Here is a 26389-nt window from a genome sequence, read left to right as displayed (position 1 = left end):
TAAAAAAAACAAACTAAGCACGGCTTCCTGCAGCCGCATTTGGATGCTCCCGAAGAATTCAAATAAATTAGCGTATCTTTTACCTAAGCAAATGGTGGTATGAGCTGGAGAACGCTTACAAATACAATGGTTCGTCGTTATTTGCGGCGGCACTATGAGCGTTTGGACCACATCCGCCAAAGCCCGGGTTCAGTGCAGCAGTCCTGGTTCAAGTACCTGCTGGAGCGGGGTCGCACAACAGCATTTGGCAAGGAATACGGTTTCCGCCGCATTAAAAATTACAGCACCTGGCAGAAGCAGGTTCCGGTGTTTGAATACGACACCATCAAGCCCTACATTCAGCGAATGATGGAGGGTCAGCCGGATGTGCTCTGGCCTGGTGTCGTGTCCTGGTTTGCAAAGTCCTCCGGCACCACCCAGGATCAGAGTAAATACATCCCTGTTTCCAAAGAAAATCTCAAGCGATGCCACATCAAGGGTGCCTGGGATTCCACCAGCATCCTTTACCACAACCATCCCGCCGCACGCCTGTTTGCCGATAAATCACTTATCCTTGGTGGCAGCCTGACGGCTTATGAGCCTTATCCGGCAACGAAAGTTGGGGATGTCAGCGCCATCATGCTGGACCACATGCCCTGGATAGGCCGGCCCTTCTTCACCCCGGATTTTGCCACGGCACTTTATCCCGATTGGGAAGAGAAGATCAGCCGTACGGTAGAGGTCCTGCTGAGGGACCGCCGCCTCACAATGATCGGTGGTGTGCCTACCTGGAATATTGTGCTGATCCGGAAATTGCTTGAACACACCGGTGCTGCTCACATGCTCGAACTTTTTCCGAAACTGGAAGTGTACATGCATGGCGGCGTGGGGTTTGAACCGTATCGACCGCAGTTTCAGCAATATTTACCCAGCAAGGACTTCATCTACCAGGAAGTATACAATGCATCGGAAGGTTATTTTGCCGTTCAGGATGATTATTCCCGGGAGGACCTGCTGCTTCTGTTGGACAATGGCATGTTCTTCGAGTTCATCCCCCGGGAGGCCTGGGGTCAGCCGGCACCACCTGCCCTGCGGGTTGATGAGGTGGAATTGGAAAGAACATACGTGATGCTGGTATCCACAAACAGCGGTCTCTGGCGATATGTGGTTGGTGATCTGGTCCAGATTACCAGTGTACAGCCGCTTCGTATTAAAATTGCCGGAAGGACCAGTCAGTACATCAATGCTTTCGGTGAGGAGGTGATGATCCATAACACCGATCTGGCAGTGGCAAGGACCTGCGAGGAGCTTAACGCTGTTGTAACCGAGTACACCGTTGCGCCGATCTACCTTACCCGCAGCAACCAGGGCGCACATCAATGGATCATCGAGTTTGAGAAAGCCCCGATGGACCTTAATCGGTTTGCCAGCCGCCTCGATATCCATCTGCAGTCGGTCAACTCCGATTATAAGGCTAAGCGGCATGCAAATCTGGCCCTCAATCCCCTGAAGATTAAATCGGTACCCCATGGTACTTTCCTGCGCTGGATGCAGCAACGGGGTAAAATGGGTGGTCAAAACAAAGTCCCCCGCCTGGCCAACGATCGCCGTTACGTTGATGCCATCCTGGAATACATTAATTCATGAAACCTGAAGAACAAGAGGCTCTGAATCTGCTACGGCAGGAATTTCAACTTGACTTTGCCAGCGATCCGGACCTGGGGCAAATCATTGAGAAACTGGCGGACCAGGTTGCCTATTTTCTGGAACACAAGCCGGACCTTTTGTTCAGTTATTTTTACCGTATGGATATTGATGAACAGGAAGTAGCGCAGGTACTCAATTTTCCTCAGGAAGATCCGGTCAATATCCTGCTGGCACGAATGATATTTTACCGTCAGGTGGCCCGGGCTCAAACCAAATTGCACTATCGTCAACCTCCGTTGGAATGGGATTTTAAGGACGATCCCTATTCCTCCTGAAACCATAATGGCGCTTCTGCCGAACCTCCATCTGTATAGTCGATCAGTATTTCCGTACCCGCGGGTATTGGTTTTGAACACCGGATCTCAATCATTGCTGCATCGAGGTCCATGATCACTTCAGCATTCGGATCTCGGTGGTGATTGTATAGCGATCCATAGCCCAATGCAATACAAGCCGCTCCCGGAGATGCAGGCCACAAAAAATAATAATCATGCAGGTGGGTTCCATGGATTGAAGGAACCTCCGAGGGTGGGATGATAATGACAGGACAGAGCTCAATGGTGTCTCCTTCCTGCAGATCATGCCCACAGAATACACCGCGCCCTTTATGAGGGATATCCTGGATATATAATCCTGGCACATGCAGCATTACCCGTTGTATTGGCTCATGGTGCGGTCGGCGCCGATGGCAATGAAGGACTTGATGATCTCAATCCCCGCATTGCGGATATCAGGCAGGCCATCTTTTTCTTCCATCGACCACTCCCCAAGAACATAATCGATTTGCTGGCCCCGGTTAAAGTCATTGCCGATACCGATCCGTAACCTGTTGTATTCTGTAGACTGCAATTGCTCCTGAATGCTTTTCAAGCCATTGTGTCCTCCGTCGCTGCCTTTCTTCCGCAGGCGCAATTGTCCGAATGGAAGCTGAAGCTCATCGACCACCACCAGCAGGTTCTCCAGCGGGACTTTTTCCTTGTCCAACCAATACCGGATCGCCTGACCGCTGCGATTCATGTAGGTGTTTGGTTTGAGCAACCACAATTTCCGTCCTTTGAAACTGGCCTGAGCCATCGCCCCGTACCGTCCTTCCTGAAAGGTGGCGCCTAAATGATCAGCCAATGCCTCCACGATCAGAAAACCAGCATTATGCCGGGTATGGCGGTATTCACTGCCGATGTTACCTAATCCTACGATCAAATACTTCATGGTACGGTCTGTCTCTTCTTTCGGTTTAAACCACTTTGTTAACCACCCCATAGCTTCGATGATTCCAGGCGCAAAATTAAATTATTATGTTGGTTTACCCGGCCATTGATTGGCTAACAGCCCGGTGAAGCGTAAGAGATGATGATTTTCTTGAGGTTGCACCCTGGTTAATTTAATTTTCTAAACATTTATTTTCCTTGTATATATATCGATACTATTTATAACAACCTAAGTCACAGGATGCGAGCAACATAGGATTGTATTTGAGTGTCTGATACCTGCGTATAAAGGCTCCGCATACCACCATTGCAGGGAGAGGGATGCAGGGATATTTGTATCTTTAGACCCCTGCGGTATGCTCAATTCAAGCCGGTTGGGGAATGAATTGAACGAGAAATTTTCCTGAAACATCAATTGCATGCAAGACTTGTTTTACAAATCCATCTTCCAGGGGTATCTCCAGTTCAGGAATGCCAAGAGTTACCAGAAGATGCTGGATATGTATAACTATCGTGTCGAGAACTTCTACAAAAATGAACTGGCTCTGAAAGAATCCGCCCATTTTGACGAAGAGAAATTGAGTTATATCGTGCCCCGTACGGTCGTCCAGGTAACTAAAAAAGCCTGGCGTAACACCGTCGGGATCTTCGAATACCTGGCGGAGTTTGCTATTTCCGGGAGTATCGGTGCCTGGATGGTTGATGAAGGGTCTATCCTCGAAGCAGCTATGATTGAACCGGTAGGGGACAAGATTGCGGTGCAGGCCTTTTTGCGCGGACGGGCACTCAGCGATGAAGAAGGCTCGGAAAAAGAAGCTATCCAGGCATTGACGGAAGCCATTGAGAAATTTGATAAACATGCCCAGGCTTACGAGCGCAGGGGCTATGTCAATATGCGGCTGGGCAATTGGGAAGATGCACACTATGATTTTTCCAAAAGTCTGCGACTGGATGAAGGCAATTCCTATGCTTACATCGGAAGAGCTCATCTTTACATGCAAAAGAAACAATACAAAGAGGCGATCGCTGACTTACGGATGGCTACCACCACCTCCATTGCATTGCAGCCTATCTACTGGACCGCCACCCGCATGCGCGCCCAGTGTTATGCACTCAGCAACATGATCGATAAAGCCCTCTTTGATTACAAGTTATTTGTAAACCGGGATTTTCCCCCGGACCACCCCAATTACAAATGGCTGAAATACGCGTGTTACCATTACGCCAAACTTCTGCATGAACAAAACAAGAATGCCGAGGCACTCAAAGTGATTGAAAAGGGTGAAAAACTAAAACAATCACAACATCCTGTAGACGACGCTGAATGGTATCTGTTATCCGGAGAAATCAAAAAGGCACAGGGCGTCGCCGGATATGCATCTGATTTTGAAAAAGCAGCTACTGCCGGATCGAAACAGGCCAATGCGTTGTTAAGCACATTAAAATAATAGCAAAACACGTTCTTGTTCTTAAAGTAGTTTACTGACCTTGACTGCAGGCCTATTTTCATATCGCAGGATATTCCCTTTATCCCCCTTAATGACTGCGCCACGGTTGCTGATCCTGTGTATTTGTATGGGTGTCGTCCTACCGGCATACACTCAGAATAGTTCAAAAATCAATAAATGGATGGAGCGCGGCAGAGAGCTGATCAAAGCCAGGCAGTTCGAACAGGCTGAAACCATCTATCAGAAGATCATTCAGGAAGATACCCTTAACGGTCAGGCGTGGCTGGACCTGGGAGGGATTTATCAGCAACTGGGCAAATATCCCGAAGCCATCGGATCCATCCGGAAAGGAATGGAACTTCAATACGACCCTCAACCGCAATATTTACTTGCACTGGGGGACCTCTATTATCACGAGAAAGAATTTGATAAGGCCAGACAATCGATACAGGCCTTTCTGGACAGTGGTGAAGGCCAACCGCAGCAAATCAAGACAGCCCGGGAAGAACTCGATCGCCTTGTCCTGATCCTGGACGGCGAACAACATACTATTTCTGAGATGGAGCCGCTTCCCGGCAACATCAATACCCCGTATCTGGAGTACCTGCCAGCCATCACCGCATTTGAGCGGTTAATTTTCACCAGGAGAGTAGGAGCGCGGGAATTATTACTCCAGAGCCAGTATCAGGATACCGGGTGGTCAAACCCACAATCTGTTTTTTCCTGGAACACGCGCTATGATCTGGGTGGCTACAGCATCACGCCCGGTGGTAACCGCATGGTCGTAACCGTATGCTTTGATCCATCCATGCACCGTAGTTGTGATCTTTTTCTATTGGATAAGACTGCTTCTGGATGGGATACCCCACATCTGCTCATGGCACCGGTCAATACCGAGTTTTGGGAGTCCCAGCCATCCATTTCAGCAGATGGTCGGACCATCTATTTCAGTTCGAACCGTCCTGGTGGATTAGGGGGTAGTGATATATGGATGACATTCTGGCAGGATTCCTTCTGGAGCGCCCCGGTTAATCTGGGAGCCCCGGTGAATACATCCGGCAATGAAGTGACACCATTTATCCATGCCGATGACCAAACCTTGTATTTTGCTTCAGATGGCCTCTTTGGATTGGGGGCTAAAGACATTTTTGTCAGCCGCAAAGACAGTACCGGACACTGGACCGAACCCCAGAACCTGGGATACCCGGTCAATACCAAAGGAGATGACAGTGGCTTGTCCATTCAGCTGGATGGACAATGGGCCTATCTGGCCACGGACCGGTTTTCCAATTACCAAAACAACCAGGGCCAGCTGGACATTTACCGCTTTCATCCGGATGCTTCCTGGGCACCCCAACCCATGACTTTCCTCTATGTCGAATTGTTCTCGGCTATTGACAGTACTCCGGTGTATGGATCCGTGGAAGTTTACCGCCCGAATGGTGAAAAGGCGCCAACCATCGAAGCCATTGACTCAACCCATGCCTGGTTCGCCTGTCTACCGGCCCACTCGACGTATGGAGTATATGTCAATGTGCCCAATTGGTTGCCTTTCAGCGGCCATGTGGATCTTACTCCGCAACAAAATTATTACGAGCCGGTACACTATTCCGTTTACCTGCAGCCGGTGAGATCTTCGGGTGCAATAGATACCCTTGAGGTGCCGGTCATTCTGCATAATGTGTTTTTTGCTACCGGTTCAGCGGAGTTGCTGGACGGTTCCACCCAGGAACTATCCCGGTTAAAGACATTTCTGGAAACAAACCCCGATATTCGCATCGAAATCCGGGGACATACGGACAACACCGGCTCTGAAGCGTTTAATCAGGAGTTGTCCAACCTCCGGGCAGAAGCGGTATATAATTACCTCATCAATGAAGGTATTTTGTCATCCCGTTTAGCCTATCGAGGATTCGGAGCTGATAAGCCCATTGCTTCCAACGATACGGCTGAGGGAAGACAGCAAAACCGCCGCACTGAATTTATTGTTCTGAAATAGTCGTATGGGCAGACCGGTAAAAACTCGTCAGCAGGTAATTATTGTTGACATAGCGGATGAAGGACGGACCATTGGTAAGACACCCGAAGGTGAGATTCTGTTGGTGGAAGGTGCTTTGCCGGGAGCAGTGGTTGATGTTCAGATCTTACGGAAACGCAAGGGAATGTCGATGGCACGGGTGATCCGGCAGGTCAGCCCGTCTCCGTGGGAGGTGAGGCCCTTCTGTGAACACTTTGGGAATTGTGGAGGCTGTAAATGGCAGCACCTGGATTATAAGCACCAGCTTGAATTCAAAGAAAAATCTGTCAGGGAATCATTGCGTCGCATCGCAAAAATCGAAAATGCACAAGTCCGGCCCATCATGGGCTCTGAACACACCAGGCACTTTCGCAACAAACTGGAATATTCATTTGCCCGGCATCGGTGGAAGACACCGGAAGAGATCCGGTCCGGTGAGAAGCTCGAGTCCACCGGAGCGGTAGGATTTCATCCGCCCGGATTTTACGATAAGGTCGTGGACATCCATTGGTGTCACTTGCAGGATGAGCCTACCAATGCCATCCGCAATGGTTTGCGGGATCTCGCCCGGCAGCACGATTTCACATTTTATGATTTCATTGCCCAGCAAGGTTTTTTACGGGGGATTCTGGTCCGTAAAGCAGCATTTACTCCCGATCTCATGGTTGCCGTAATCGTTGGCTACGACGATCAGGATGCGATTGCGACGGTCATGGAATACCTGATATCGCATTTTCCGGAAATCACATCTTGTCAGTATGCAGTCAATACCAAGCGCAACGATGCCCTGCATGATCTTGAGTTCATCACCTATGCCGGACTTCCTTTTCTCCATGAACGCCTGGGCTCCCGGACCTACCGGATAGGGCCGAAATCTTTTTTCCAGACCAATTCCTACCAGGCGCTGCGGATGTTCGAGACCATTGCATCACTCGCCGATCTCAACGGTACGGAAAACGTCTATGATCTCTATTGCGGCACCGGCAGTATCGGCCTCTACCTGGCAGATCAATGCCGCCATGTGGTCGGCATTGAAGTAATACCTGAAGCGATCGATGAGGCCAGGATGAATCAAGAGATCAATCAGATAGCAAGTGCGGATTTTTTCGCCGGGGATGTTAAGGATGTACTGACCGATGCATTTGCCGAAAAATACGGAAGGCCGGATTTGATCATTGTCGACCCGCCAAGAGCCGGGTTACACGATCAGGTGATCCAGTTTCTCAATGCCATCAAAGCGCCGAAAGTCATCTATGTCAGTTGTAATCCAGCTACGCAGGCACGGGATCTGGGTAAAATGCGCGAAGTGTACCAGGATATATCCCATCAGCCTATGGACATGTTTCCCCATACCCACCACATTGAAAATATTACCTTGTTGACATTAAAAGCATGAAAGAAACTAAAAAATATAAACAGATCCGGGAGGAGTTATTCCCGTATCATTCCATCATGGACCGGGCTGTTAATGCCGTGCTGGAACAGGAGATCTCCAAATATCCCATCATGATCGTGTCGATATCGCCCGTGGACCTGGGCATACCCCTCATCGACCGGGAAGAATCTGGGGGACCATTAAATATTCACGTCAGCACCCTGGAGGAGCTGGTGACCAAGCAGGTGATCCAAATGGAAAAAGTCGATGCTTTTATCCAGGTTTATAAAGACCCTGAAAACCATATCTGCATATTTTACATCGGGCCTAATCAGGCGGAGTTTCTATTTTTACCCTATAAACACCAGGAATGAAAGGGATCATTTTAGCAGGAGGACTGGGCACGCGTTTGTACCCCCTGACATTGGTGACGAGCAAGCAATTGTTGCCGGTTTACGACAAACCGATGATCTATTATCCGCTCTCGATCCTGATGATGGCGGGTATCCGTGAGATCCTGATCATTTCCACACCCGAAGACCTCCCTAATTTTCAACGACTGCTGAAAGATGGTTCGGACATAGGCTGCACTATCGCCTATAAGGAACAAAAGGTACCCAATGGACTGGCTCAGGCTTTTGTTTTGGGTGCAGATTTCATCGGCGATGATAAAGTAGCCCTCATCCTGGGCGACAACATTTTCTACGGGAATGGCATGGACAAATTGCTCCTTAGTTGCCAGGATCCAGTTGGCGGGGTCGTTTTCGCCTATCAGGTTGCAGACCCGGAGCGATATGGGGTGGTCGAATTCGATGCCCAGTTCAATGCCCTTTCCATTGAAGAAAAACCCACAGAACCGAAATCCAATTTTGCTGTTCCGGGCCTTTATTTTTACGACAACTCCGTCATTGAAATAGCCCGAAATCTTAAGCCCAGCCCCCGGGGTGAGTATGAAATTACCGATGTGAACCGGGCTTATCTGGCACAGGGAAAATTGAAAGTGGCTGTCATGGGCCGTGGTTTTGCCTGGCTGGATACGGGTACACACCATTCATTGATGCAGGCTGGACAATTCATCCAGGTCATTGAAGAAAGGCAGGGATTAAAAATCGGATGCATTGAAGAAATAGCCTACCACCGCGGCTTCATTGATGCCCAACAGATGCAGATCCTCGGTGAGCGATACCTGAAGAGCGGATATGGAGAGTATCTGCTACGGGTACTCAACCGGAAATACTGACCAGTCAAAGGTGGATGGAATGGGGATTTTATTTCCGGTTTTTCCACCATCCGACCGCATAGATCAGGATGACGGCACCCATCATGGAAGTGATCAGCGAACCCAAAAAACCATAGCCCCGGCCAAGAATAGGCACGATGCTAAAGATAAACCCGCCGATCAGTCCGCCGATGATGCCCACGATGATGTTTCCCACCAAACCAAAACCACGGCCCTTGATCAAATAACCAGCCAACCAGCCGGCAATTGCTCCAACAATTAAGGTATACAGCAAATTCATAGACAAAGATTAACTTGTTTTAAATCCGTAAGTTACCAGAATCGAACTTCCTATTTTTCTTCAACTTTGTGCTATAATTTACCTTTTTGGAAGACCACTACCAAGATATTAAACCCGAAGAAGAACATGAGGTGTTGCGCTCCATCCGTTCTTCGCGGATCATTTTACCCATCCTGCTGGGGCTGCTGGTCGTTGGATACCTCTTCTGGCAAAAATTTAATCCGGAGGATTTTAAGAAGATCGACTGGAATCAGCACACGCTTTTTTGGATCAGCATAGCCGCCATCATTTTGGTTATCAGGCATTTAGCCTACGCCTGGCGACTGCATACGCTGGCCGGAGGGGCTTTTAGCTGGATGAAATCCATTGAGCTGATATTTATCTGGGAATTTTCCAGTGCAGTCTCCCCAACCAGCATCGGAGGCTCTGCAGTAGCCTTATTTGTGCTGGCCCAGGAAAAACTTAAAACCGCCAAGGTGACCGCCATCGTCCTGTACACCATCGTCCTGGATACCGCATTCTTTATTTTTACCCTGATCTTTCTTTACCTGCTCTTTGGTTCCAATATGATCCGGCCCAATCTCCATGGATGGAGCGACCTGGATGGCTGGTTCTTTACCTTTTTGGCCTCTTACCTGTTCATGGCCACTTACGGCTTTTTCTTTTTTTACGGTTTGTTCATCCGGCCGGACAAAACCGCCGTACTGCTGCGCTGGGTGACACGCTTCCGTTGGCTGCGCCGGTTTAGAAAGCGGGCAGCAGAACTGGGCCGTGATTTTGTCGTTTCTTCCAGGGAACTGAAAAACCGCGGGTTGTATTTTCACTTCACGGCATTTGCCAGTACAGCGATCGCCTGGTCCATGCGATTTCTTTTATTGAATGCGTTGATCATTGCTATTGTACCCACTACCGACATGCATTTTATGGCTCAATTCGCCTTATACGCCCGCTTGGAAGCGATGTTTGTCATTATGGCATTCAGCCCCACTCCGGGAGGCGCGGGATTTGCCGAATTTGTATTTGGTGGCTTTCTCAGCGATTATGTACCAAGAGGCATCTCCCTGATTGTTGCATTGATCTGGCGGGCTATGGCTTATTATTCTTACCTGCTGGCAGGCGTGATCATTATTCCGAACTGGATCCGTAAAGTGATCAATCGAAGGAGGATCGAAAAACTCGAACAGCATCAGGAACAATAAAGCATCAGCCTACCCAAACATCAGATGCCAGGCATGGTCTGTCCGGCCGGTATGGACCAGATGCTGCAGGTAACGGTGGAGCTCTTCACTCCGTTCAGCCTCTTGCCGCAGTTGCTGCCAGGTCATGTCCCCGTGAACATGTTCCCCGATATCCTTCGATGCCGGAAGGTATGAAAGGCCTGCAAAATGTGCCAGGTCGCTTCCTGTGAGAACAGAGCTGTTGCGGTATTCTGCCGGTATGGCATCAAAACCGACGACCTGCTCAAGGATAGGCTGGACGATCGTATGCACAGCCTGACCGCTGGCACGAACATAGTAGCTGCGACCCAGACGGCCCATCAAATCCATTTTATGCGGATCGATACGGTGATTTTCGTCAATGACATCTTCGCGGATATGGATCCCCAGAACCAGGCAAATAACCAAATGTCCGGCCCCACCGGCATTTCCCAGTGGTATGATTTCCTGCACGCGGCATTCCAGGGAAGCAGGTGATTCAGCAACCCGGTATGGTTTGACCCAAGTACTCTCCAGAGGCGTCAGGCCGGATTTTACAAATTCATCCACTTCAGGTGGAAATTCCACACTGGCTATGGCCATCTGCTGCACAATGGCGTAATTGACCATATTGATGACCACTTCCCCATTCAGGTGAACATTGTTCAGCGTATCCTTCGCTGAACTGTCCTTACCGCGCAGTCCGGAAGAAAATACCACCATGGGTGGATTGCTGCTGAAGGCATTAAAAAAGCTGTAGGGCGCCAGATTCGGCACTCCTTCCTGGTTGATGGTGCTCACAAACGCGATAGGACGGGGACCGACACAACCGATCAGGTATTGGTAAAAATCACGCTGAGGTGTGGGGCCTGGTTCGAAGGTCTTAAACATGGTCAATCAATTTTCATCATTTCAGGTATCTTTTTCCGATTTAAACGATGTGCAATCCGATCAGGCTCCGGATTAAAATGGCCACCAACCGAAGAGCTTGAAAATGGAAAGTACGACGACGGCGATGAGTAGCCAGTAGGCCCAGCGGTTAGCAGCAGGGATCCGCGTGGCAAAACGCGCTGCCAGCCATCCACCACTTGCCTGCCCGATGGCAATGACCAGTCCCACCGGCCAGTCAACCAGTCCTTTCAGGTGAAAAATGACCAGGACCACGGCAGTGTACAGGACCACGACTACATTTTTGATGGCATTGGAATCAATGAGATCGTAACGGGCTACCAGGACCATGACGGCCAGAAAAAACACACCCATGCCCATTTGGATAAAGCCTCCGTAGAATCCCAGGATAAAAAAGATGGGTATGGAAAGGACCCAGGGCATTTTCCATTCCAGATCGGAAGTGCGCAACCACCGCTTGGGATTGATGAGAGTAACCACCAGCATACCGATCATCAGATAGGAGAAAATTTGTTTGAAAACGGCGTTGCTGACGGCAGTGGCAACCCAAACGCCCACCATAGCCCCGATAAAGATGATCAGGATCCACCAGCGCGCGCGATGGATGGCATGTTGGTTGTGCTTCCAGAAAAATCGAACACTGGCCATTCCCTGCGCCAGAATACCGATGCGGTTGGTTCCATTGGCCACATTACCCGGAAGACCCAGTACTTCTGTCAGAATAGTCAGCGTGATGGCTGATCCATTGCCGGCCAGGGTATTGATGATTCCGGCAAATAAACCGCCAATGATTGCGATGGTGATTTGCAGCCAATCCATTTGCATCCTCAAAGTTGATAATTGCTATTGAAAAAGCAGGATAAAATATTCCATCAGGCCTTTTGATGCTGGCAAAGTTCGATAAGCACGCCCTGGGTTGACCGGGGATGGAGGAAACAAATCAGTTTGTTTTGCGCACCCAGGCGGGGCGTCTGGTCGATGAGCTCGTATCCCTTTTCCACCATGTAACGCATGGCAATTTGGATTCTGGCGACTTTGTAAGCCATGTGGTGGATGCCGGGTCCCTTGCGGTCCAGAAAACGGGCGATGGCGCTGCTTGGGTCTCTGCTCGCGATCAGTTCGATCTGTGTTGCACCGGTCTGAAAGAAAGCTACCTCCACCATTTGTGACTCTACTATTTCGCGGTGTACCGGTGGCTGGCCAAGCAGGTCCTCATACATTGAAATTGCTGTTTCCAAGTCTTCCACGGCAATCCCCACGTGATCTAATGTTAACATAAGGGATGTTTTTTAGCTAATTTCGTGCTTTAAAATGGGCCATGAAAACAAAAGAAGAGATCATTAACAATTGGCTGCCACGTTACACCGGCTTGACCCTGGAAGCATTTGGAAAGTATATTTTGCTCGTCAATTTTCAATCTTACGTGGAGCTCTTTGCCCATCAGTTTGATGTGCCGGTCATTGGAGCGGATAAACCGATGCCCAATGCAACCCATGGCGGCATCACGATCATCAACTTTGGTATGGGAAGCCCCAATGCGGCGACGATAATGGATCTGCTGGCGGCGATATCACCCAAAGCCTGTCTTTTTTTAGGGAAATGCGGAGGATTGCGTACCGACAAAAATGCGGTTGGCGACTTGATCCTGCCCATTGCAGCCATCCGCGGGGAAGGTACTTCCAATGACTATTTTCCGGCAGAAGTCCCGGCGTTACCTGCATTCGCCCTGCAAAAAGCGATCAGCACCACGATCCGGGACTACGCTCAGGACTATTGGACCGGAACAGTTTACACCACGAACCGCAGGGTGTGGGAGCACATTCAGGAGTTCAAAGATTATCTGCGCAGGATGCGCTGTCTGGCGATCGATATGGAGACGGCCACCATCTTCTCGGTTGGATTTTACAATAAGATACCGACCGGTGCCCTGCTGCTCATTTCCGACCTGCCCATGACGCCGGATGGTGTGAAGACCGATATTAGTGATCAGCGGGTCACCGCCAATTTTGCAGAACGCCATCTGAATATCGGGATTGATTCACTGCATCAGCTGATCAACAATGCCCAAACGGTCCGGCATCTGAAATTCTAGGCACTGGCAAGACGCTCCATTAATTCTTCCATCTGCAGACGGTGCCTTTCACCATGGAAATAAAACACATAGAACCAGTCCATTCGGGTCAGGCTCCCCAATATCGGATGAAGCATTTCCTCATCGTCAAAGTATATGGAACCCACGGATATCCGATGTTCAAGCTGGCTGCGCATCGATTGCCATTTTTCATACAATTCGGACCAGCTTTCGCGCGATTTTGGCAGGAATGGTTCGGGTGAGCTGACTTTATACGAACGGTTTGTCATGGCCTTGTGCAGGCGTCTGGTCTCCCAGTTCAGTTTTGGCTCCTGCTTTTTGCCGGAAGTGATGAAACCGAATATCCTGGACTCCACCTGTACGATATGATCAAAGATCTGATAAAAGGACCATCCTGATTCCGGGGTTATCACGATCAGTTCCGATGGGATGGACTCCAGGGTGTTCTGCAGCCGGTAGGTATACTCCCGGTGGAGATCGGATAAGTTCTCAAATTCATTCATCACAATGATTTGGTGCGACCACCGTCGACTGGCAAATTAATGCCGTTGACATAGGATGCCGCCGGAGACGCCAAAAATCCGACGACTGCGGCAATCTCCCTTGGTTCTCCAAATCGCCCGGTTGGTATCTCGCGTATCATGGTTTGCTCCACTTCCTCCGCAGTTATTCCCCGCTGGCTGGCCAGGATGTTGATGAGCTCTTCGAGCCGGGAGGTATAAGTCATGCCTGGTAATACATTGTTAACCGTAATCCCCGCGGCAGCGACCTCGCTGGCTAATGTTTTGGCCCAGTTAGCCACGGCCCCACGGATGGTATTGGATACACCGAGATTTTCCAGCGGTTGTTTGACGGACGTGGAAATGATGTTGATGATGCGGCCATAACCTGCCTGCTGCATGCCCGGAAGCACTGCCTGTGTTAACAGGTGATTGCAAATGAGGTGCCGATCAAAAGCATTGCGAAAGGCGTCAGCTTTAGCCTCGACGATCTTGCCGGAAGCCGGCCCGCCGGTGTTATTGATCAGGATGTGAATAGCCATGAGCTGAAGGATATCCTGGACTTTGGTGACCAATCCCTGCGGATTATCATAATTGGCAACCAGATACTGGTGTTCCTGATTAACCGGTCGATCCAGCGTATTCAAAACATTCTGCAGCAAATCCGAACTGCGGGATACGAGAATAACCCGGGCGCCAAGCCTGGCAAGCTCATGGGCGCAAGCTCTGCCAATACCTTTACTGCTTCCTCCGACCAGTGCATTCTTGCCGGTCAGTGGAAGTTCCGACTGGTGCGATAGCTTCTCCATATGGTGATAAATAGCAGATTATCTACTTTTGCAGGGAAGTTAGTAAATGCATGCCGGCGAGTCAAATCTATTTTGCATCCGATTTTCACCTGGGTATTGATGCCCGGTTGACTTCCCGGGAGCGGGAAAAACAGATCGTACGATGGCTGCATTCCATCGCACCCGATTGCGCCCACCTCTACCTCGTGGGTGACCTTTTTGACTTTTGGTTTGAGTACAATCAGGTGATCCCCAAAGGAAATACCCGGTTACTGGGGACTCTGGCGGAATTGGTGGATGGTGGAATGCCGGTCTCGGTGTTTACCGGAAATCACGATCTCTGGATGTTCGGTTACCTGGAAGAAGAGATTGGGGTTGCCGTTCACCGGAACCAGCCTATCCGGGCCATACACCAGGGTAAAACATTCCTTATCGGCCACGGTGATGGTCTCGGTCCCCATGATCGGGGCTACAAGTTTCTCAAGAAGGTATTTACCAATCCGGTAGCCCAATGGAGCTTTGCCCGTATTCACCCCAATTTAGGGATCCGGATGGCACAGTTCTGGTCAGGAAAAAGCAGAAAAGCCAATGTTCAAATGGAAGCATTCAATGGATTGGAGCGGGAATGGCTTTTCGAGTATGCTTGTGGATATCAAAAGCTTGATCCGGTTGATTATTATGTTTTTGGTCACCGCCATCTACCTATAGACACAGTTATTCCGGGTGGGCAGGCCCGATACATCAATCTTGGTGACTGGCTGCACCACAATTCATACGGTGTCTTCGATGGGAAAGAATTGCGACTGGAGTTTTTTGAGATGGACAGGCGAACGGTTTATCCGGAAAATTCCTGATCGCATCAGATGGTCATGATATCCTTTTCTTTGACATCAACCATGTGCTGGACCTTCTCATTGTATTCGTTAACCAGATCCTGCACCTTGCCTTCCATGCGCTTCCCGGCGTCTTCAGCATAGCCGTTTTTTACTTCTTTTTTCACGAAGTCCAATATTTTATGGCGCTCGGTGCGGATTCCGACCCGGGTATCCTCAGCCAGGGCTTTGGCTTGTTTGACCAGGTCTTTACGACGGTCTTCGGTAAGCGGAGGAATGGTCAGACGGATGACCTCTCCATCGTTCTGCGGCGTGACACCCAGATTAGCTTCGAAAATGGACCGCTCGATGTCGGCTATGATTTTGCGCTCCCATGGCTGGATGGTAATGGTCTTCGAATCACTGGCCGTGATGTTTGCTACCTGGTTGATCGGCACCGGGCTCCCGTAATATTCAACCAGGACACCTTCGAGCATAGCGGTGTTTGCCTTCCCGGTACGTATCTTGGTCAATTCACGTTGGAGGTGTTCCAGACTGCGGTCAAAATGCTCAGTCGCTTCTTTGATTACCGAATTAATATTCTCGTACATTTCCGATCAAATTTTTAAATCATCAATAACCGGATAACGATTCCACCCCCATCCGGTTTGCCAAAAATACAAAAAGATGACCCGGAATGGTTCCCTGATCATCTTTTTGACCTCAGATTGTTATCCTTTAATCCCTGCTGCCCATAAATCGCAGTACGAAATACAGCAAGGTAGCAAGGGCGCTCAAAGCTCCTACGACGTAGGTCAGCGCAGCCCATTTCAAGGCATCCTTGGCGCCATAATACTCGGTGTCCGAGTGCGTTACATTTTCTTTATCCAGCCAGACCAGTGCCCGGTTGCTGGCATCAAATTCCACGGGTAAGGTTATCAGTGAAAATGCGGTTGTGATGGCCATAGCAACTACCAGAATCAGCAGGAATGAACTGTTGTGGGTTGCACCGAATCCAAATAACAAGCCCATGAACAACCATTGTTGGGCCATGGAAGCAAACTGAACGATCGGCACCATGCCCGAACGAAACTTGAGCCAGGCATACTGTGTGTCATCCTGTACCGCATGTCCGCACTCGTGAGCTGCCACCGCAGCGGACGCCACACTCCGTCCATGGTAAACATCCGGACTTAGCAGGACCACTTTTTCTTTTGGATTGTAGTGGTCCGTCAGCGTTCCCTGACCTTCGGCAACCCGTACGTTGTGAATGCCATAATCACGCAGCATCTTTTGAGCTACTTCCGCACCGGACATACCGGTGGAAAGAGGCATATGGCTATATTCTTTGAATTTATTCTTCAGACGCGAGCTGACGACCAGCGAGAGAATACCGAAAATGACAATGATGATTAGATACATAGTCCGACTTTTGTTAAGGTTTGTGAGATATTAACATCTGACTTAGTCAATTCGTTCGAATCCGGTGTAAGGTATTAAGACGAAAGGCATTTCTATACCGTCAGATGTTTGATAATATTCGAGCAATGCAGCTACAACACGGGCCAGCGCCAGGGCACTGCCGTTAAGTGAATGGGCCAGTTGGTTTTGGCCTTCTGCGTTACGGAAACGCAACCGCATCCGGTTGGTTTGAAAGGTCTCAAAGTTGGAGACCGAGCTGACTTCCAGCCATTTCTGCTGTGCGGCAGAGAATACCTCAAAGTCATAGGTTATGGATGAAGTATGGCCCAGGTCCCCTCCGCATAAGCGTACGATGCGGTAGGGCAAACCCAATTCATCCAGGATACCGGCCACATGTTCGACCATTTCAAGCAACGCCTTGTCCGATTGGTCCGGATGTTGAAACTGGACGATTTCTACTTTGTCAAACTGATGTACCCGGTTTAAGCCTTTCACATCGGAGCCATAAGATCCGGCTTCGCGGCGGAAGCAGGGCGTATAACCGGTGAGCTTGATGGGAAAGTCGGATTCCTGCACGATCACGTCCCGGTAGATGTTGGTTACTGGAACCTCTGCTGTCGGGATCAGATACAGGTTATCGACGGTGCAATGGTACATCTGCCCTTCCTTATCCGGAAGCTGGCCGGTTGCCCGGGCGGAATCTTCATTGACCAGAAGAGGAGGAATGATCTCTTCGTATCCTGCATCAATGGCTTTGTCGAGAAACAAACGGATGAGTGCACGCTGCAGTTTGGCTCCTTTACCGCGGTACAAGGGAAAGCCGGAGCCAGTGATTTTCACACCCAGTTCAAAATCAAACAACCGGTATTTTTTACCCAGCTCCCAGTGAGGTTCGGGCTTTTCCCCCGGAGCAGGTAATGGTCCTTTCCATTCCCGGTACATTTCATTGTCATCGGCAGATCGGCCTTCCGGTACGATGGCCTGCGGGACATTGGGTAGCTGCAACAGAATGGCCTCGATACGGTCCTTGGCACTGTTGAGTTTTTCCTGCAGGGATTCGGCGGTGATCTTGATGTCGGCCACCGATTGTTTCATGGTTTCAGCCTCCTCGCGTTTGTCTTGTTGCATCAGCGAGCCGATCTCCTTGGATAGCTGATTCCGTTGAGCCAGCAGCTGATCCAGTTCAGATTGTATCATTTTGCGCTGGTCATCCTGCTGCAACACTTCATCCACCAATTGCATGGTTTCCGGAGACAGATTTCGTTTGCGCAATCCGGTTACCACGGCATTATAGTCACTACGTATGCGGGAAATTTCTAGCATGACAGATATCGTTAAATTTTCGGGGCAAAATTAATACAATTTTGAGTCAACGTGCGGCTGCCTGATTGTTAGTTGGATGGCAATAATTCTGAAGGAATCAGTATTGGAATGATTTTGGCAAAAAAAATGTTTAAAAATGTGACCCTTATTCGTTGGTATTAAAAAATGATTTAACTTTACCGCGTTTAAAGCACATCAACTTCCAGCTTCAACTAGAAGTTTAAGCAGGAAACTCCCATCACGATATTTTGAGATCATCAATTTTGTTAAGGGGAATTTGATTTATAGCTGATTTGAGAAAGCAAACATCTCACCTACTACTAAACGTGATTTACATCTAATTTATCAAGGACAAGATATGTACGACATTCTGCAGTTGAACGATATGCTGGTTCCTGAGTTGAGGGACATCGCAGAAAAAATCGGTCTAAAAGGTTACAAGCGATTAACTCGCCAGGAGCTGATTTACAAAATACTGGATCAGCAAGCATTGACAAACCCCGAGAATGCCAAACCTGCTCCCACCAGCAAGGTAGCTGCACCCAAAGAAAATGGAAGCGCTGAAAAGCCGGCTCCCCGCACAGCTGCAGCAAATAAAGAAGAAAAAAATACCAAACCTGTGCAAAAAGAAACAAAAAAGCAGGATGAACCGTCATCCCCACCGGCAGTTGAAGCCAATGACGGTAACTCCGGTAGCAGGCGCCGGCGCCGGACACCCAGTGCCAGCAACATAAAAGAACCGCCAGCCGATCCCAAACCTGCTCCCCAGCCTGCAGAACAAGTGAAAGCACCAGCTAGTGAGGAGCGTCCAGCCAATCGCAAAGAGGTGCCACAAGCCAAACCGGCGCGTCAGGAAGAACCGTCTCGCCCGCCTCAGCAGCATCAAAATGAGACGAAAGAACAGCCCAGGCGGAATCCTGCCCCCGAGCCGGCAGAAAGAGAACAAAGGGAGCCAAGAGAACAGCGTGAACAACGGGAATATCGTGAACCAAGGGAACAACGAGAACCGCGGGATCAGAGAGAGCCTCGCGACCAGCGCGATCAACGCGAACAGCGCGATCAACGTGAACAACGCGAACAGCGCGATCAACGTGAACAACGGGATCCCAGGGACCAACGTGAGCAAAGAGAACCGGTTGAGCGGTTCAACATTGATCTGGATGGAATTGTTGAGGGAGAAGGCGTACTGGAAATGATGCCTGATGGGTATGGATTCCTGCGTTCTTCTGACTACAACTACCTGTCTTCACCTGATGATATCTACGTATCGCCTTCTCAAATTAAATTGTTCGGATTAAAGACCGGCGATTCTGTGACCGGTGCTATTCGCCCTCCGAAGGAAGGAGAAAAATATTTTGCATTGCTGCGGGTCTCCCGGATCAATGCTCTGGAGCCGGCCAGAATCCGTGACCGGGTCCCCTTTGATTACCTGACGCCGCTTTTTCCACGGGAGAAATTTAATTTAACCACCAATCCACTCGGTCGAGATTACGGTAACCGTATGATAGATCTGTTTACACCGATCGGAAAAGGCCAGCGGGGTTTGATCGTGGCACAGCCTAAGACGGGTAAGACCTATTTATTGAAGGATGTTGCCAACGCCATTGCCACCAATCACCCCGACTGTTACATGATCGTCCTGCTGATCGACGAACGTCCGGAAGAGGTCACCGACATGCGCCGGAGTGTCAATGCTGAAGTGATCGCTTCTACTTTTGACGAACCGGCTGATAACCATGTGCGTGTTGCCGGTATCGTTCTGGAAAAAGCCAAGCGATTGGTAGAATGCGGCCACGACGTTGTGATCCTGCTGGACTCCATTACCCGCCTGGCACGTGCCTATAACACGGTAGCACCATCAAGCGGAAAAGTATTGTCCGGAGGTGTGGAAGCAAACGCACTCCAGAAACCCAAGAAGTTTTTCGGTGCAGCCCGTAAGATCGAAAATGGCGGCTCCCTGACGATCCTGGCAACCGCACTGATCGACACCGGTTCCAAAATGGACGGTGTCATCTTTGAAGAATTCAAGGGCACAGGTAACATGGAGTTGCAACTCGATCGCAGCCTGGCCAACAAACGGTTGTACCCGGCCATCGACCTGACCAAGTCCAGCACCCGCCGCGAAGAATTGCTTCTGGAAAAAGACGTCTTGCAGAGGATGTTCATTATGCGCAACCACCTTGCCGATATGAAACCCGACGAAGCCATGGAGTTCTTGTTAAAATACATGCGGGGAACCACGAATAATGATGAATTCCTGGCATCCATGAATGGATAAGATTCAAAACTGAAGCTAATTTTTTCAAAAATCCGTAGGTAATAAGCGTAAAAAGGCTACCTTTGTGGTCCTTTTTTTAAGCAGCTTGCTGATAAATCGATAGAAGTCATGAAGCGTACATTTCAACCATCCAGACGCAAACGATCAAACAAACATGGGTTCATGACCCGCATGAGTTCAAAAAATGGTCGTAAGGTGTTGGCTCGCCGCCGGGCTAAAGGCAGACATAAGCTTTCCGTCAGCGACGAGCGCAGACTGAAATGATCCGGCACGAATGGATAAATGCCTGACCTGTTCTTGGGATCGGAACGGCGATTAAAGCATCGAAAGCTAATCACCCGTTTATTTAAGGAAGGTCAATCATTATTCAACTATCCATTTAAACTTTTATGGCTTCCGGTAGATGATGTTACCGGGAGCCCTTTTTTATTTTCAGTATCCATCCCCAAGAAACCATTTCCTAAAGCCGTAGACCGCAATCGGCTCAAGCGTCAAACCCGCGAAGCTTTTCGCCTGCAACAACATCAGATCCCCACTATCCCAGGAAAGACCATTTTGCTTATGTACATTTATGTGGGTAAAGAGGCCCTTACCTATGATGCCATTGACCGGGGTATTCGTTTTTTAACAAAACTTTTAAAGAAATCAGTTCGCAAAGCTTCTCCCTCAGACGTATAATCAACATGAGATCATGGTTGATTTTGACAGCACTGATGCTGAACCTGGCTGCGTACAGTCAGAAGTTTATGCAAATTGAAAAATACGGCTCACCCCGCACCATCAAGTTTTACCCGGGTGATGATCTGGTATTCCGTCTGGGCACCGATACCTGGATTACACGCACCATCCTTGATGTCAATGCTGACCGGGGTACCATCCTGATCGAGGACGTTAGTTCAGGCGTCCCCATGCATCTCGATGTACAGGAAATAACGGAGATCAAACTTGGCTCCAAGGGCAAAATTTGGCGGATAGTGGGAAAAACCCTGATGGCTGGAGGTGCCAATATAGCGATCAGTTCCTTGTTCCTGGCCAGATCCAATATCATTCCTCCGATCAAGGATTATCCCCAGCCCTACATTTATGGTGCGGGTAATCTTCTGTTAGGTCTGGGCATCGATCAGCTGTTGGGCAAACCGGTTTATAAGATGGGCAAAAGATGTCATTTACGGGTTCTCGACGTGTCGATCTATTAGCATTTGAATAGCCTGGGCATAGCCTTCCAGTCCTTTACCACTGATCTGGGCGATGCAATAAGGCTGCATGTAGGAATGATGCCGGAATTTTTCCCGCTGGTGAATATCCGAGATATGAACCTCGACGACCGGTGAAGTAATCGCTGCTATCGCATCTGCCAGGGCGATGGAGGTATGCGTGTAGGCGCCGGCATTAAAAACAATGCCTGGCCAGGAAAAACCTACCCGGTGTAATTCATCCAGCAGATCGCCTTCGTGATTGGACTGATAATAAACCAGCTCGACTTGCGGAAATCGTGCCTGCAATTCATGAAAATAATCTTCAAAGGTCTTTGTGCCGTAAATATGCGGCTCTCGTTTACCCAGTAAATTTAGATTTGGTCCATTAAGAATTAAAATATTCATACCCGTGAAGCATTCTGTTTTGCAAGGTCCAACCTAAAGGACCATGCAAGATACGCGTATGTTATGGACAATACGTGGTCAGAATTGAATTACTGTCTTCCAGCCAGATGAAGTCGAAACGTTAATTGGCCATTTCCGAAAGAAATTTCAACCGCACCAACTGGATCTCTTCCAGGGTGATGTCATCATCCTGCAGTTCGGTATACGCCTCGTCTATGGAGTCATTCACGGACTCCATGAAATAGTCGTAGATCGTTTCGATATTGTATTCATCGAGGTTCTCTTCCAGATAATAGTCCAGGTCCAGTTTGGTGCCGGACGATACGATGGCATCGAGTTCACGGTACAATTCTTCGATCGAAAGCTGATTGCTTGAGGCGATGTCTTCGAGCGGTAATTTCCGGTCGATACCCTGGATGATTGCCACTTTGCTCTTGGATTTATTGGCTACCTGTTTGACGACAAAGTCAGTAGGTCTTTCAATGTCGTTTTCATCCACATAGCGATGGATCAGATCGATAAAGGGCTTCCCATAGCGTTGTGCTTTACCGAGGCTTACACCCTGAATTTTGCTCATGTCATCCATGGAAATGGGATACTGAGTAGCCATATCTTCAAGGGACGGATCCTGGAAGATCACGTAAGGAGGAACATTTTTCGTTTTCGCAAAGGACTTGCGCAGGTCTTTCAGCATTTGCACCAATGCGATGTCGAGTGCAGCGGAACGAGGGCTGCTTTCGTGGTCATGGTGGTCCGTTTCACTGTAGACGTGATTGATAGGGATCTTGAGCGATACCGGATGTTTGATAAACGATCTTCCCGCATCCGTAAGCTTAAGGAGGCCATAGTTCTCGATATCCTTAAGCAGCAGATCCTGCAATAGCCCATGGCGGAATATGGAGTGCCAGTAAGCTTCGTCATTTGCCTTTCCGGATCCGAAATATTGTTTTTCGTCGAAGCGAAAGTTCTTGATTTCCTGGGTTTCTTTGCCGGTCATAAAATCCACAAGGAGTTTCACGCCATAATTCTCATTCAGTTCAAGGATGGCCTGCAAACCTTTGACCATGTCGTTTTTAACCTCTATTTTTTCTTTGGGGTGACGGCAATTATCACACATGGCATCACAGTCCTGTTCGGCAAAATGCTCGCCAAAGTAATGCAGCAGGAATTTGCGCCGGCAGGTGGCCGTTTCGGCATAGGCGATGACTTCATTCAGCAGCTGGGAACCCATTTCCCGCTCAGCAGCTGTTTTATCCCGGAGAAATTTTTCCAGGATCATGATGTCTTTATAGGAGTAGAATGCCAGGCAATGGCCTTCCATACCATCACGTCCTGCACGGCCGGTTTCCTGGTAATAGTTTTCGATGCTCTTGGGTATATCAAAGTGGATCACGAAACGCACATCAGGCTTGTCGATCCCCATCCCGAAGGCTATGGTGGCGCAGATGACATCGATGTCTTCCATCAGGAATGCATCCTGGACATTAGCCCGCACTTTAGCTTCCAGACCGGCGTGATAAGGCGCTGCTTTTATCCCGTTCACTGAGAGCGCTTCAGCCAGTTCTTCCGTGGTTTTCCGAGCCTGGGCATAGATGATGCCGGATTCATTTTTATGCTCACTGATGAACTGCACGATTTGTTTGATGGTCTGGGCTTTATTCAGTTTGGGCCGCAGTTCGTAATAAAGGTTCTCCCGGTTGAAGGATGAGACGAACGTCTTCACTTCCTGCATATCGAGGTTCTTGATGATATCGCTCCGTACTTTCGGTGTAGCCGTGGCTGTCAGGGCGATGACTGGGGTATTGTCACCGATGGCATCAATCATTTCCCTGATCCGGCGGTATTCCGGGCGAAAATCGTGGCCCCATTCTGAGATGCAGTGGGCTTCGTCTACGGCGATCAGGCTGATCGGTACGTTCTGAAAGAATTGAATGTTCTCGTCTTTGGTCAGGGTCTCAGGAGCGACATACAATAATTTGGTCTTGCCTTTGATGATGTCTTCTTTCACCTCGTTGATCTGTTTTTTGGTCAACGACGAATTGAGGAAGTGCGCTACATGATCGCTTTCACTATATCCCCGCAGCGCATCCACCTGATTCTTCATCAGTGCGATGAGCGGTGAAATGATGATAGCCGTGCCGGGCATGATGAGTGCAGGTAATTGATAACACAGGGACTTACCGCCTCCAGTAGGCATCAAAACAAAGGTATCGTTACCGGAGAGTACACTTCGGATGATGGATTCCTGATTTCCTTTAAATTGATCAAAACCAAAGTGGGTTTGCAGTGACTCGTGTAAAGAGATTTCGGACACTTGCATTGCGTCTTATATTGTTTTTTGAACCAAATACATTCTCGAATTTCCTATTTCTCAGCTAGTGTATTACCTACATAAGGTACGTAAAAAAAGCGGCTGCGCTTGAAATGTTTTCATTTATTTTGCAGCATTTTAGGTCTTGATTGAGTTCTCTTGGAGAGGGAGGTCCTTTTAAAAAGGCTACGAAGATACCAACATATCGTGAATAAATCAAACAGAATTTTAGAGGTTGCATCCCGTACCATTGGAATCGAAGCAGAAGTTATTCATTCGCTGCAATCCACTCTGAATCAGGATTTTGTCTTAGCGGTTGAACATTTGCTCCATAGCCCCGGACGTATCGTGGTCACCGGCATCGGGAAGAGTGCCATCATCGGGCAAAAATGGGTAGCCACCCTCAACTCGACCGGCTCTCCCGCCCTCTTTATGCATGGTGCAGATGCCATTCACGGTGACCTGGGGATGATCCAGCCGGAAGATACGCTGATTGTTTTGTCCAAAAGCGGTGAGACCCCGGAACTGCGGGTATTGATCCCGCTCATCAGGGATTTTGGCAATGTGCTCATCGCGGTGGTCGCGCAGGCAGATTGTTTTTTAGCCCGCCAGGCTAAGTACGTGATTCACACGCCGGTAGATCGTGAAGCCGAACCAAATAACCTGGCGCCTACTGCCAGCACGACTGCCCAGCTGGTCATCGGTGACGCCATCGCTACCTGTCTTCTGGCTATGCGAAACTTTACCCCTGAACATTTCGCCCGTTTTCATCCCGGAGGGACACTGGGTAAACAGTTGTATCTGCGGGTGAGGGATCTGATGATCCGGCATGAAAAACCGGCGGTCAGGCCTGACGCCACCTTGCAGGAGGTAATCGTGGAGATGACTTCCAAGCGTGTAGGAGCGACAGCGGTGACGGATACAAATGGGAAATTGAAGGGGATCATTACGGATGGTGATTTAAGGCGTATGCTCAGCAAATCCCGGGACCTCTCCGGATGGGATGCCGGAACGATAATGACCCGGGCGCCCAGGACCATTGCTGCAGGCGCTTTGGCGGTAGATGCCCTGGCGCTCATGCGCACAAACAGCATCACCCAACTGATTGTAATGGAGGATGAGGATTATGTCGGGATCATCCATCTTCACGACATACTGCAGGAAGGCATTTTATAATTAAACTGGCTGGTTATGATATTTCCGATTGGTGATGATCAGGTGCGTGGCGGGGCCCGCCCGATAGTATCGTATGCATTGATCCTGATCAATTTTCTGGTCTTCTTCTTTCAGGTTTCACTGTCGCCGGATCAACTGCAGCAATTGGTATTTGATTATGGCACCACACCATACCACATCTTACAGGGACAAGACTATCTGACGTTGTTCACCAGCATGTTTCTGCATGGCGGCTGGATGCACCTCCTGGGCAATATGCTATTCTTATGGATTTTTGCCGACAACATAGAGGCGGTGGTCGGTTCCGGCTTGTTTCTGTTGTTTTACCTTGCCGGTGGTGTAGTCGCCTCCGGAGTACATGTATTCTTAAACCCGGGCAGTACCGTCCCTTCCATTGGCGCTTCCGGGGCCATATCGGCAGTCATGGGCGCTTATCTGGTCATGTTTCCCGTGAGCCGGATAAAAGTGTTAATCCTGATATTTTTCAGGTCAATTTATGTGCCGGCACTGGTATTTCTGGGCTTCTGGATCGTTCAGCAGCTGGTCAGCGGGTATTATTCCATGGGCGTAGCAGCGGAAGAAACCGGCGTAGCCTGGTGGGCTCACATCGGAGGGTTTTCATTTGGACTGCTGTTTGGCTGGTATTTCAGAAAACGGTTCCGGTCGGATACCTATGTGCTGCGGGCGTGAGGTATTAAAATGAAAAGGGCCAGATTGCTCTGGCCCG

At 49.2% G+C, this 26389-nt stretch carries 29 protein-coding genes; 16 read left to right on the top strand and 13 right to left on the bottom strand.

The window, feature by feature from the left end; all coding sequences use genetic code 11:
• Positions 1 to 126 precede the first annotated feature (126 nt).
• Positions 127 to 1626, top strand: a complete 1500-nt coding sequence (locus H6570_19615) for a GH3 auxin-responsive promoter family protein (protein MCB9321497.1) — start codon at positions 127 to 129, stop codon at positions 1624 to 1626.
• Positions 1623 to 1961 (top strand): hypothetical protein, encoded by a 339-nt coding sequence (locus tag H6570_19610; protein MCB9321496.1) that lies wholly within the window; start codon positions 1623 to 1625, stop codon positions 1959 to 1961. Before H6570_19615 ends, H6570_19610 begins: the two co-directional genes overlap by 4 nt.
• On the opposite strand, the gene H6570_19605 is transcribed toward H6570_19610, so the two are convergent.
• Positions 1949 to 2326: an SET domain-containing protein-lysine N-methyltransferase gene (locus tag H6570_19605; GenBank protein MCB9321495.1), complete on the bottom strand. Its 378-nt coding sequence runs from the start codon at positions 2324 to 2326 to the stop codon at positions 1949 to 1951. The genes H6570_19610 and H6570_19605 overlap by 13 nt on opposite strands.
• An 8-nt stretch (positions 2327 to 2334) precedes the next feature.
• Positions 2335 to 2895, bottom strand: a complete 561-nt coding sequence (locus tag H6570_19600) for an aminoacyl-tRNA hydrolase (GenBank protein MCB9321494.1) — start codon at positions 2893 to 2895, stop codon at positions 2335 to 2337.
• A 418-nt stretch (positions 2896 to 3313) separates the two neighbouring features.
• Here H6570_19600 and H6570_19595 point away from each other — a divergent pair, with 418 nt between their 5' ends.
• The 5 genes from H6570_19595 to rfbA all read left to right on the top strand — a co-directional run bounded on the left by H6570_19595 (position 3314) and on the right by rfbA (position 8974).
• Positions 3314 to 4342 carry a tetratricopeptide repeat protein gene (locus H6570_19595; protein MCB9321493.1) on the top strand — a complete coding sequence of 343 codons (1029 nt, stop codon included), beginning with the start codon at positions 3314 to 3316 and terminating at the stop codon, positions 4340 to 4342.
• Between the two features lie 181 nt (positions 4343 to 4523).
• Entirely contained in the window at positions 4524 to 6341 is a 1818-nt protein-coding gene (locus tag H6570_19590; GenBank protein MCB9321492.1) for an OmpA family protein, read from the top strand.
• Between the two features lie 4 nt (positions 6342 to 6345).
• Entirely contained in the window at positions 6346 to 7755 is a 1410-nt protein-coding gene (gene rlmD / locus H6570_19585; protein MCB9321491.1) for a 23S rRNA (uracil(1939)-C(5))-methyltransferase RlmD, read from the top strand.
• A complete protein-coding gene (locus H6570_19580; protein ID MCB9321490.1) occupies positions 7752 to 8108 on the top strand; it encodes a hypothetical protein in 357 nt (118 codons plus the stop codon). The genes rlmD and H6570_19580 overlap by 4 nt, the downstream gene beginning before the upstream one ends.
• A complete protein-coding gene (rfbA, locus tag H6570_19575; GenBank protein MCB9321489.1) occupies positions 8105 to 8974 on the top strand; it encodes a glucose-1-phosphate thymidylyltransferase RfbA in 870 nt (289 codons plus the stop codon). The genes H6570_19580 and rfbA overlap by 4 nt, the downstream gene beginning before the upstream one ends.
• A 28-nt stretch (positions 8975 to 9002) precedes the next feature.
• On the opposite strand, the gene H6570_19570 is transcribed toward rfbA, so the two are convergent.
• Positions 9003 to 9254, bottom strand: a complete 252-nt coding sequence (locus H6570_19570) for a GlsB/YeaQ/YmgE family stress response membrane protein (protein MCB9321488.1) — start codon at positions 9252 to 9254, stop codon at positions 9003 to 9005.
• Positions 9255 to 9340: 86 nt separating this feature from the next.
• Here H6570_19570 and H6570_19565 point away from each other — a divergent pair, with 86 nt between their 5' ends.
• Positions 9341 to 10453, top strand: coding sequence for a flippase-like domain-containing protein (locus H6570_19565; GenBank protein MCB9321487.1), 1113 nt, complete (start codon positions 9341 to 9343; stop codon positions 10451 to 10453).
• 9 nt (positions 10454 to 10462) lie between these two features.
• On the opposite strand, the gene H6570_19560 is transcribed toward H6570_19565, so the two are convergent.
• The 3 genes from H6570_19560 to mce form a co-directional block, all read right to left on the bottom strand.
• A complete protein-coding gene (locus H6570_19560; protein MCB9321486.1) occupies positions 10463 to 11341 on the bottom strand; it encodes a flavin reductase family protein in 879 nt (292 codons plus the stop codon).
• Positions 11342 to 11413: 72 nt separating this feature from the next.
• On the bottom strand, positions 11414 to 12178 hold the full coding sequence (locus H6570_19555; GenBank protein MCB9321485.1) for a sulfite exporter TauE/SafE family protein: 765 nt from the start codon (positions 12176 to 12178) through the stop codon (positions 11414 to 11416).
• A gap of 53 nt (positions 12179 to 12231) precedes the next feature.
• Complete coding sequence (mce, locus tag H6570_19550) at positions 12232 to 12636, bottom strand: methylmalonyl-CoA epimerase (GenBank protein ID MCB9321484.1); 405 nt, start codon at positions 12634 to 12636, stop codon at positions 12232 to 12234.
• 41 nt (positions 12637 to 12677) lie between these two features.
• Here mce and H6570_19545 point away from each other — a divergent pair, with 41 nt between their 5' ends.
• Positions 12678 to 13451: an AMP nucleosidase gene (locus H6570_19545; GenBank protein MCB9321483.1), complete on the top strand. Its 774-nt coding sequence runs from the start codon at positions 12678 to 12680 to the stop codon at positions 13449 to 13451.
• Here the strand turns inward: H6570_19545 and H6570_19540 are convergent.
• Positions 13448 to 13954: a DinB family protein gene (locus H6570_19540; GenBank protein MCB9321482.1), complete on the bottom strand. Its 507-nt coding sequence runs from the start codon at positions 13952 to 13954 to the stop codon at positions 13448 to 13450. The genes H6570_19545 and H6570_19540 overlap by 4 nt on opposite strands.
• Entirely contained in the window at positions 13954 to 14760 is an 807-nt protein-coding gene (locus H6570_19535; protein MCB9321481.1) for an SDR family oxidoreductase, read from the bottom strand. The genes H6570_19540 and H6570_19535 overlap by 1 nt, the downstream gene beginning before the upstream one ends.
• A 50-nt stretch (positions 14761 to 14810) precedes the next feature.
• Between H6570_19535 and H6570_19530 the strand changes: the two genes are divergently transcribed.
• Positions 14811 to 15593 carry a UDP-2,3-diacylglucosamine diphosphatase gene (locus H6570_19530; protein MCB9321480.1) on the top strand — a complete coding sequence of 261 codons (783 nt, stop codon included), beginning with the start codon at positions 14811 to 14813 and terminating at the stop codon, positions 15591 to 15593.
• A 5-nt stretch (positions 15594 to 15598) separates the two neighbouring features.
• On the opposite strand, the gene frr is transcribed toward H6570_19530, so the two are convergent.
• From frr to serS, 3 genes are all read right to left on the bottom strand, one after another.
• Positions 15599 to 16162, bottom strand: a complete 564-nt coding sequence (frr, locus tag H6570_19525) for a ribosome recycling factor (GenBank protein MCB9321479.1) — start codon at positions 16160 to 16162, stop codon at positions 15599 to 15601.
• Between the two features lie 127 nt (positions 16163 to 16289).
• Positions 16290 to 16973 carry a zinc metallopeptidase gene (locus tag H6570_19520; GenBank protein ID MCB9321478.1) on the bottom strand — a complete coding sequence of 228 codons (684 nt, stop codon included), beginning with the start codon at positions 16971 to 16973 and terminating at the stop codon, positions 16290 to 16292.
• 42 nt (positions 16974 to 17015) lie between these two features.
• Positions 17016 to 18296 (bottom strand): serine--tRNA ligase, encoded by a 1281-nt coding sequence (gene serS, locus H6570_19515; protein MCB9321477.1) that lies wholly within the window; start codon positions 18294 to 18296, stop codon positions 17016 to 17018.
• A 358-nt stretch (positions 18297 to 18654) separates the two neighbouring features.
• Between serS and rho the strand changes: the two genes are divergently transcribed.
• The 4 genes from rho to H6570_19495 all read left to right on the top strand — a co-directional run bounded on the left by rho (position 18655) and on the right by H6570_19495 (position 21770).
• Positions 18655 to 20574 (top strand): transcription termination factor Rho, encoded by a 1920-nt coding sequence (rho, locus tag H6570_19510; protein ID MCB9321476.1) that lies wholly within the window; start codon positions 18655 to 18657, stop codon positions 20572 to 20574.
• A gap of 108 nt (positions 20575 to 20682) precedes the next feature.
• On the top strand, positions 20683 to 20838 hold the full coding sequence (rpmH, locus tag H6570_19505) for a 50S ribosomal protein L34 (protein MCB9321475.1): 156 nt from the start codon (positions 20683 to 20685) through the stop codon (positions 20836 to 20838).
• A gap of 18 nt (positions 20839 to 20856) precedes the next feature.
• Positions 20857 to 21252, top strand: coding sequence for a ribonuclease P protein component (rnpA, locus tag H6570_19500; GenBank protein MCB9321474.1), 396 nt, complete (start codon positions 20857 to 20859; stop codon positions 21250 to 21252).
• 5 nt (positions 21253 to 21257) lie between these two features.
• Entirely contained in the window at positions 21258 to 21770 is a 513-nt protein-coding gene (locus H6570_19495) for a hypothetical protein (protein ID MCB9321473.1), read from the top strand.
• On the opposite strand, the gene H6570_19490 is transcribed toward H6570_19495, so the two are convergent.
• Positions 21741 to 22175 (bottom strand): 3-dehydroquinate dehydratase, encoded by a 435-nt coding sequence (locus H6570_19490; protein MCB9321472.1) that lies wholly within the window; start codon positions 22173 to 22175, stop codon positions 21741 to 21743. The two genes, H6570_19495 and H6570_19490, sit on opposite strands and share 30 nt — an antisense overlap.
• A 121-nt stretch (positions 22176 to 22296) precedes the next feature.
• Positions 22297 to 24495 carry a DNA helicase RecQ gene (recQ, locus tag H6570_19485; protein ID MCB9321471.1) on the bottom strand — a complete coding sequence of 733 codons (2199 nt, stop codon included), beginning with the start codon at positions 24493 to 24495 and terminating at the stop codon, positions 22297 to 22299.
• A gap of 198 nt (positions 24496 to 24693) precedes the next feature.
• On the opposite strand from recQ, the gene H6570_19480 reads away from it, so the two are divergent.
• The gene (locus H6570_19480; protein ID MCB9321470.1) at positions 24694 to 25662 is read left to right on the top strand and encodes a KpsF/GutQ family sugar-phosphate isomerase; all 969 of its coding nucleotides are present in this window, start codon (positions 24694 to 24696) and stop codon (positions 25660 to 25662) included.
• A gap of 15 nt (positions 25663 to 25677) precedes the next feature.
• On the top strand, positions 25678 to 26352 hold the full coding sequence (locus tag H6570_19475) for a rhomboid family intramembrane serine protease (protein ID MCB9321469.1): 675 nt from the start codon (positions 25678 to 25680) through the stop codon (positions 26350 to 26352).
• Positions 26353 to 26389 lie beyond the last annotated feature (37 nt).

This window comes from Lewinellaceae bacterium (assembly GCA_020636135.1).
Lineage (GTDB): Bacteria > Bacteroidota > Bacteroidia > Chitinophagales > Saprospiraceae > JAGQXC01.
This window is presented reverse-complemented; position numbering and strand designations above follow the sequence as displayed.

Coding starts and splice junctions, on each gene's coding strand:
- frr (MCB9321479.1), bottom strand. CDS start 16,162: ATGTACGAGAATATTAATTCGGTAATCAAAGAAGCGACTGAGCATTTT.
- H6570_19530 (MCB9321480.1), top strand. CDS start 14,811: ATGCCGGCGAGTCAAATCTATTTTGCATCCGATTTTCACCTGGGTATT.
- H6570_19520 (MCB9321478.1), bottom strand. CDS start 16,973: ATGTATCTAATCATCATTGTCATTTTCGGTATTCTCTCGCTGGTCGTC.
- rho (MCB9321476.1), top strand. CDS start 18,655: ATGTACGACATTCTGCAGTTGAACGATATGCTGGTTCCTGAGTTGAGG.
- rfbA (MCB9321489.1), top strand. CDS start 8,105: ATGAAAGGGATCATTTTAGCAGGAGGACTGGGCACGCGTTTGTACCCC.
- H6570_19615 (MCB9321497.1), top strand. CDS start 127: ATGGTTCGTCGTTATTTGCGGCGGCACTATGAGCGTTTGGACCACATC.
- rpmH (MCB9321475.1), top strand. CDS start 20,683: ATGAAGCGTACATTTCAACCATCCAGACGCAAACGATCAAACAAACAT.
- H6570_19610 (MCB9321496.1), top strand. CDS start 1,623: ATGAAACCTGAAGAACAAGAGGCTCTGAATCTGCTACGGCAGGAATTT.
- H6570_19560 (MCB9321486.1), bottom strand. CDS start 11,341: ATGTTTAAGACCTTCGAACCAGGCCCCACACCTCAGCGTGATTTTTAC.
- H6570_19555 (MCB9321485.1), bottom strand. CDS start 12,178: ATGGATTGGCTGCAAATCACCATCGCAATCATTGGCGGTTTATTTGCC.
- H6570_19570 (MCB9321488.1), bottom strand. CDS start 9,254: ATGAATTTGCTGTATACCTTAATTGTTGGAGCAATTGCCGGCTGGTTG.
- H6570_19595 (MCB9321493.1), top strand. CDS start 3,314: ATGCAAGACTTGTTTTACAAATCCATCTTCCAGGGGTATCTCCAGTTC.
- H6570_19580 (MCB9321490.1), top strand. CDS start 7,752: ATGAAAGAAACTAAAAAATATAAACAGATCCGGGAGGAGTTATTCCCG.
- rlmD (MCB9321491.1), top strand. CDS start 6,346: ATGGGCAGACCGGTAAAAACTCGTCAGCAGGTAATTATTGTTGACATA.
- H6570_19545 (MCB9321483.1), top strand. CDS start 12,678: ATGAAAACAAAAGAAGAGATCATTAACAATTGGCTGCCACGTTACACC.
- rnpA (MCB9321474.1), top strand. CDS start 20,857: ATGCCTGACCTGTTCTTGGGATCGGAACGGCGATTAAAGCATCGAAAG.
- mce (MCB9321484.1), bottom strand. CDS start 12,636: ATGTTAACATTAGATCACGTGGGGATTGCCGTGGAAGACTTGGAAACA.
- serS (MCB9321477.1), bottom strand. CDS start 18,296: ATGCTAGAAATTTCCCGCATACGTAGTGACTATAATGCCGTGGTAACC.
- H6570_19600 (MCB9321494.1), bottom strand. CDS start 2,895: ATGAAGTATTTGATCGTAGGATTAGGTAACATCGGCAGTGAATACCGC.
- recQ (MCB9321471.1), bottom strand. CDS start 24,495: ATGCAAGTGTCCGAAATCTCTTTACACGAGTCACTGCAAACCCACTTT.
- H6570_19535 (MCB9321481.1), bottom strand. CDS start 14,760: ATGGAGAAGCTATCGCACCAGTCGGAACTTCCACTGACCGGCAAGAAT.
- H6570_19475 (MCB9321469.1), top strand. CDS start 25,678: ATGATATTTCCGATTGGTGATGATCAGGTGCGTGGCGGGGCCCGCCCG.
- H6570_19540 (MCB9321482.1), bottom strand. CDS start 13,954: ATGAATGAATTTGAGAACTTATCCGATCTCCACCGGGAGTATACCTAC.
- H6570_19590 (MCB9321492.1), top strand. CDS start 4,524: ATGGAGCGCGGCAGAGAGCTGATCAAAGCCAGGCAGTTCGAACAGGCT.
- H6570_19495 (MCB9321473.1), top strand. CDS start 21,258: ATGAGATCATGGTTGATTTTGACAGCACTGATGCTGAACCTGGCTGCG.
- H6570_19490 (MCB9321472.1), bottom strand. CDS start 22,175: ATGAATATTTTAATTCTTAATGGACCAAATCTAAATTTACTGGGTAAA.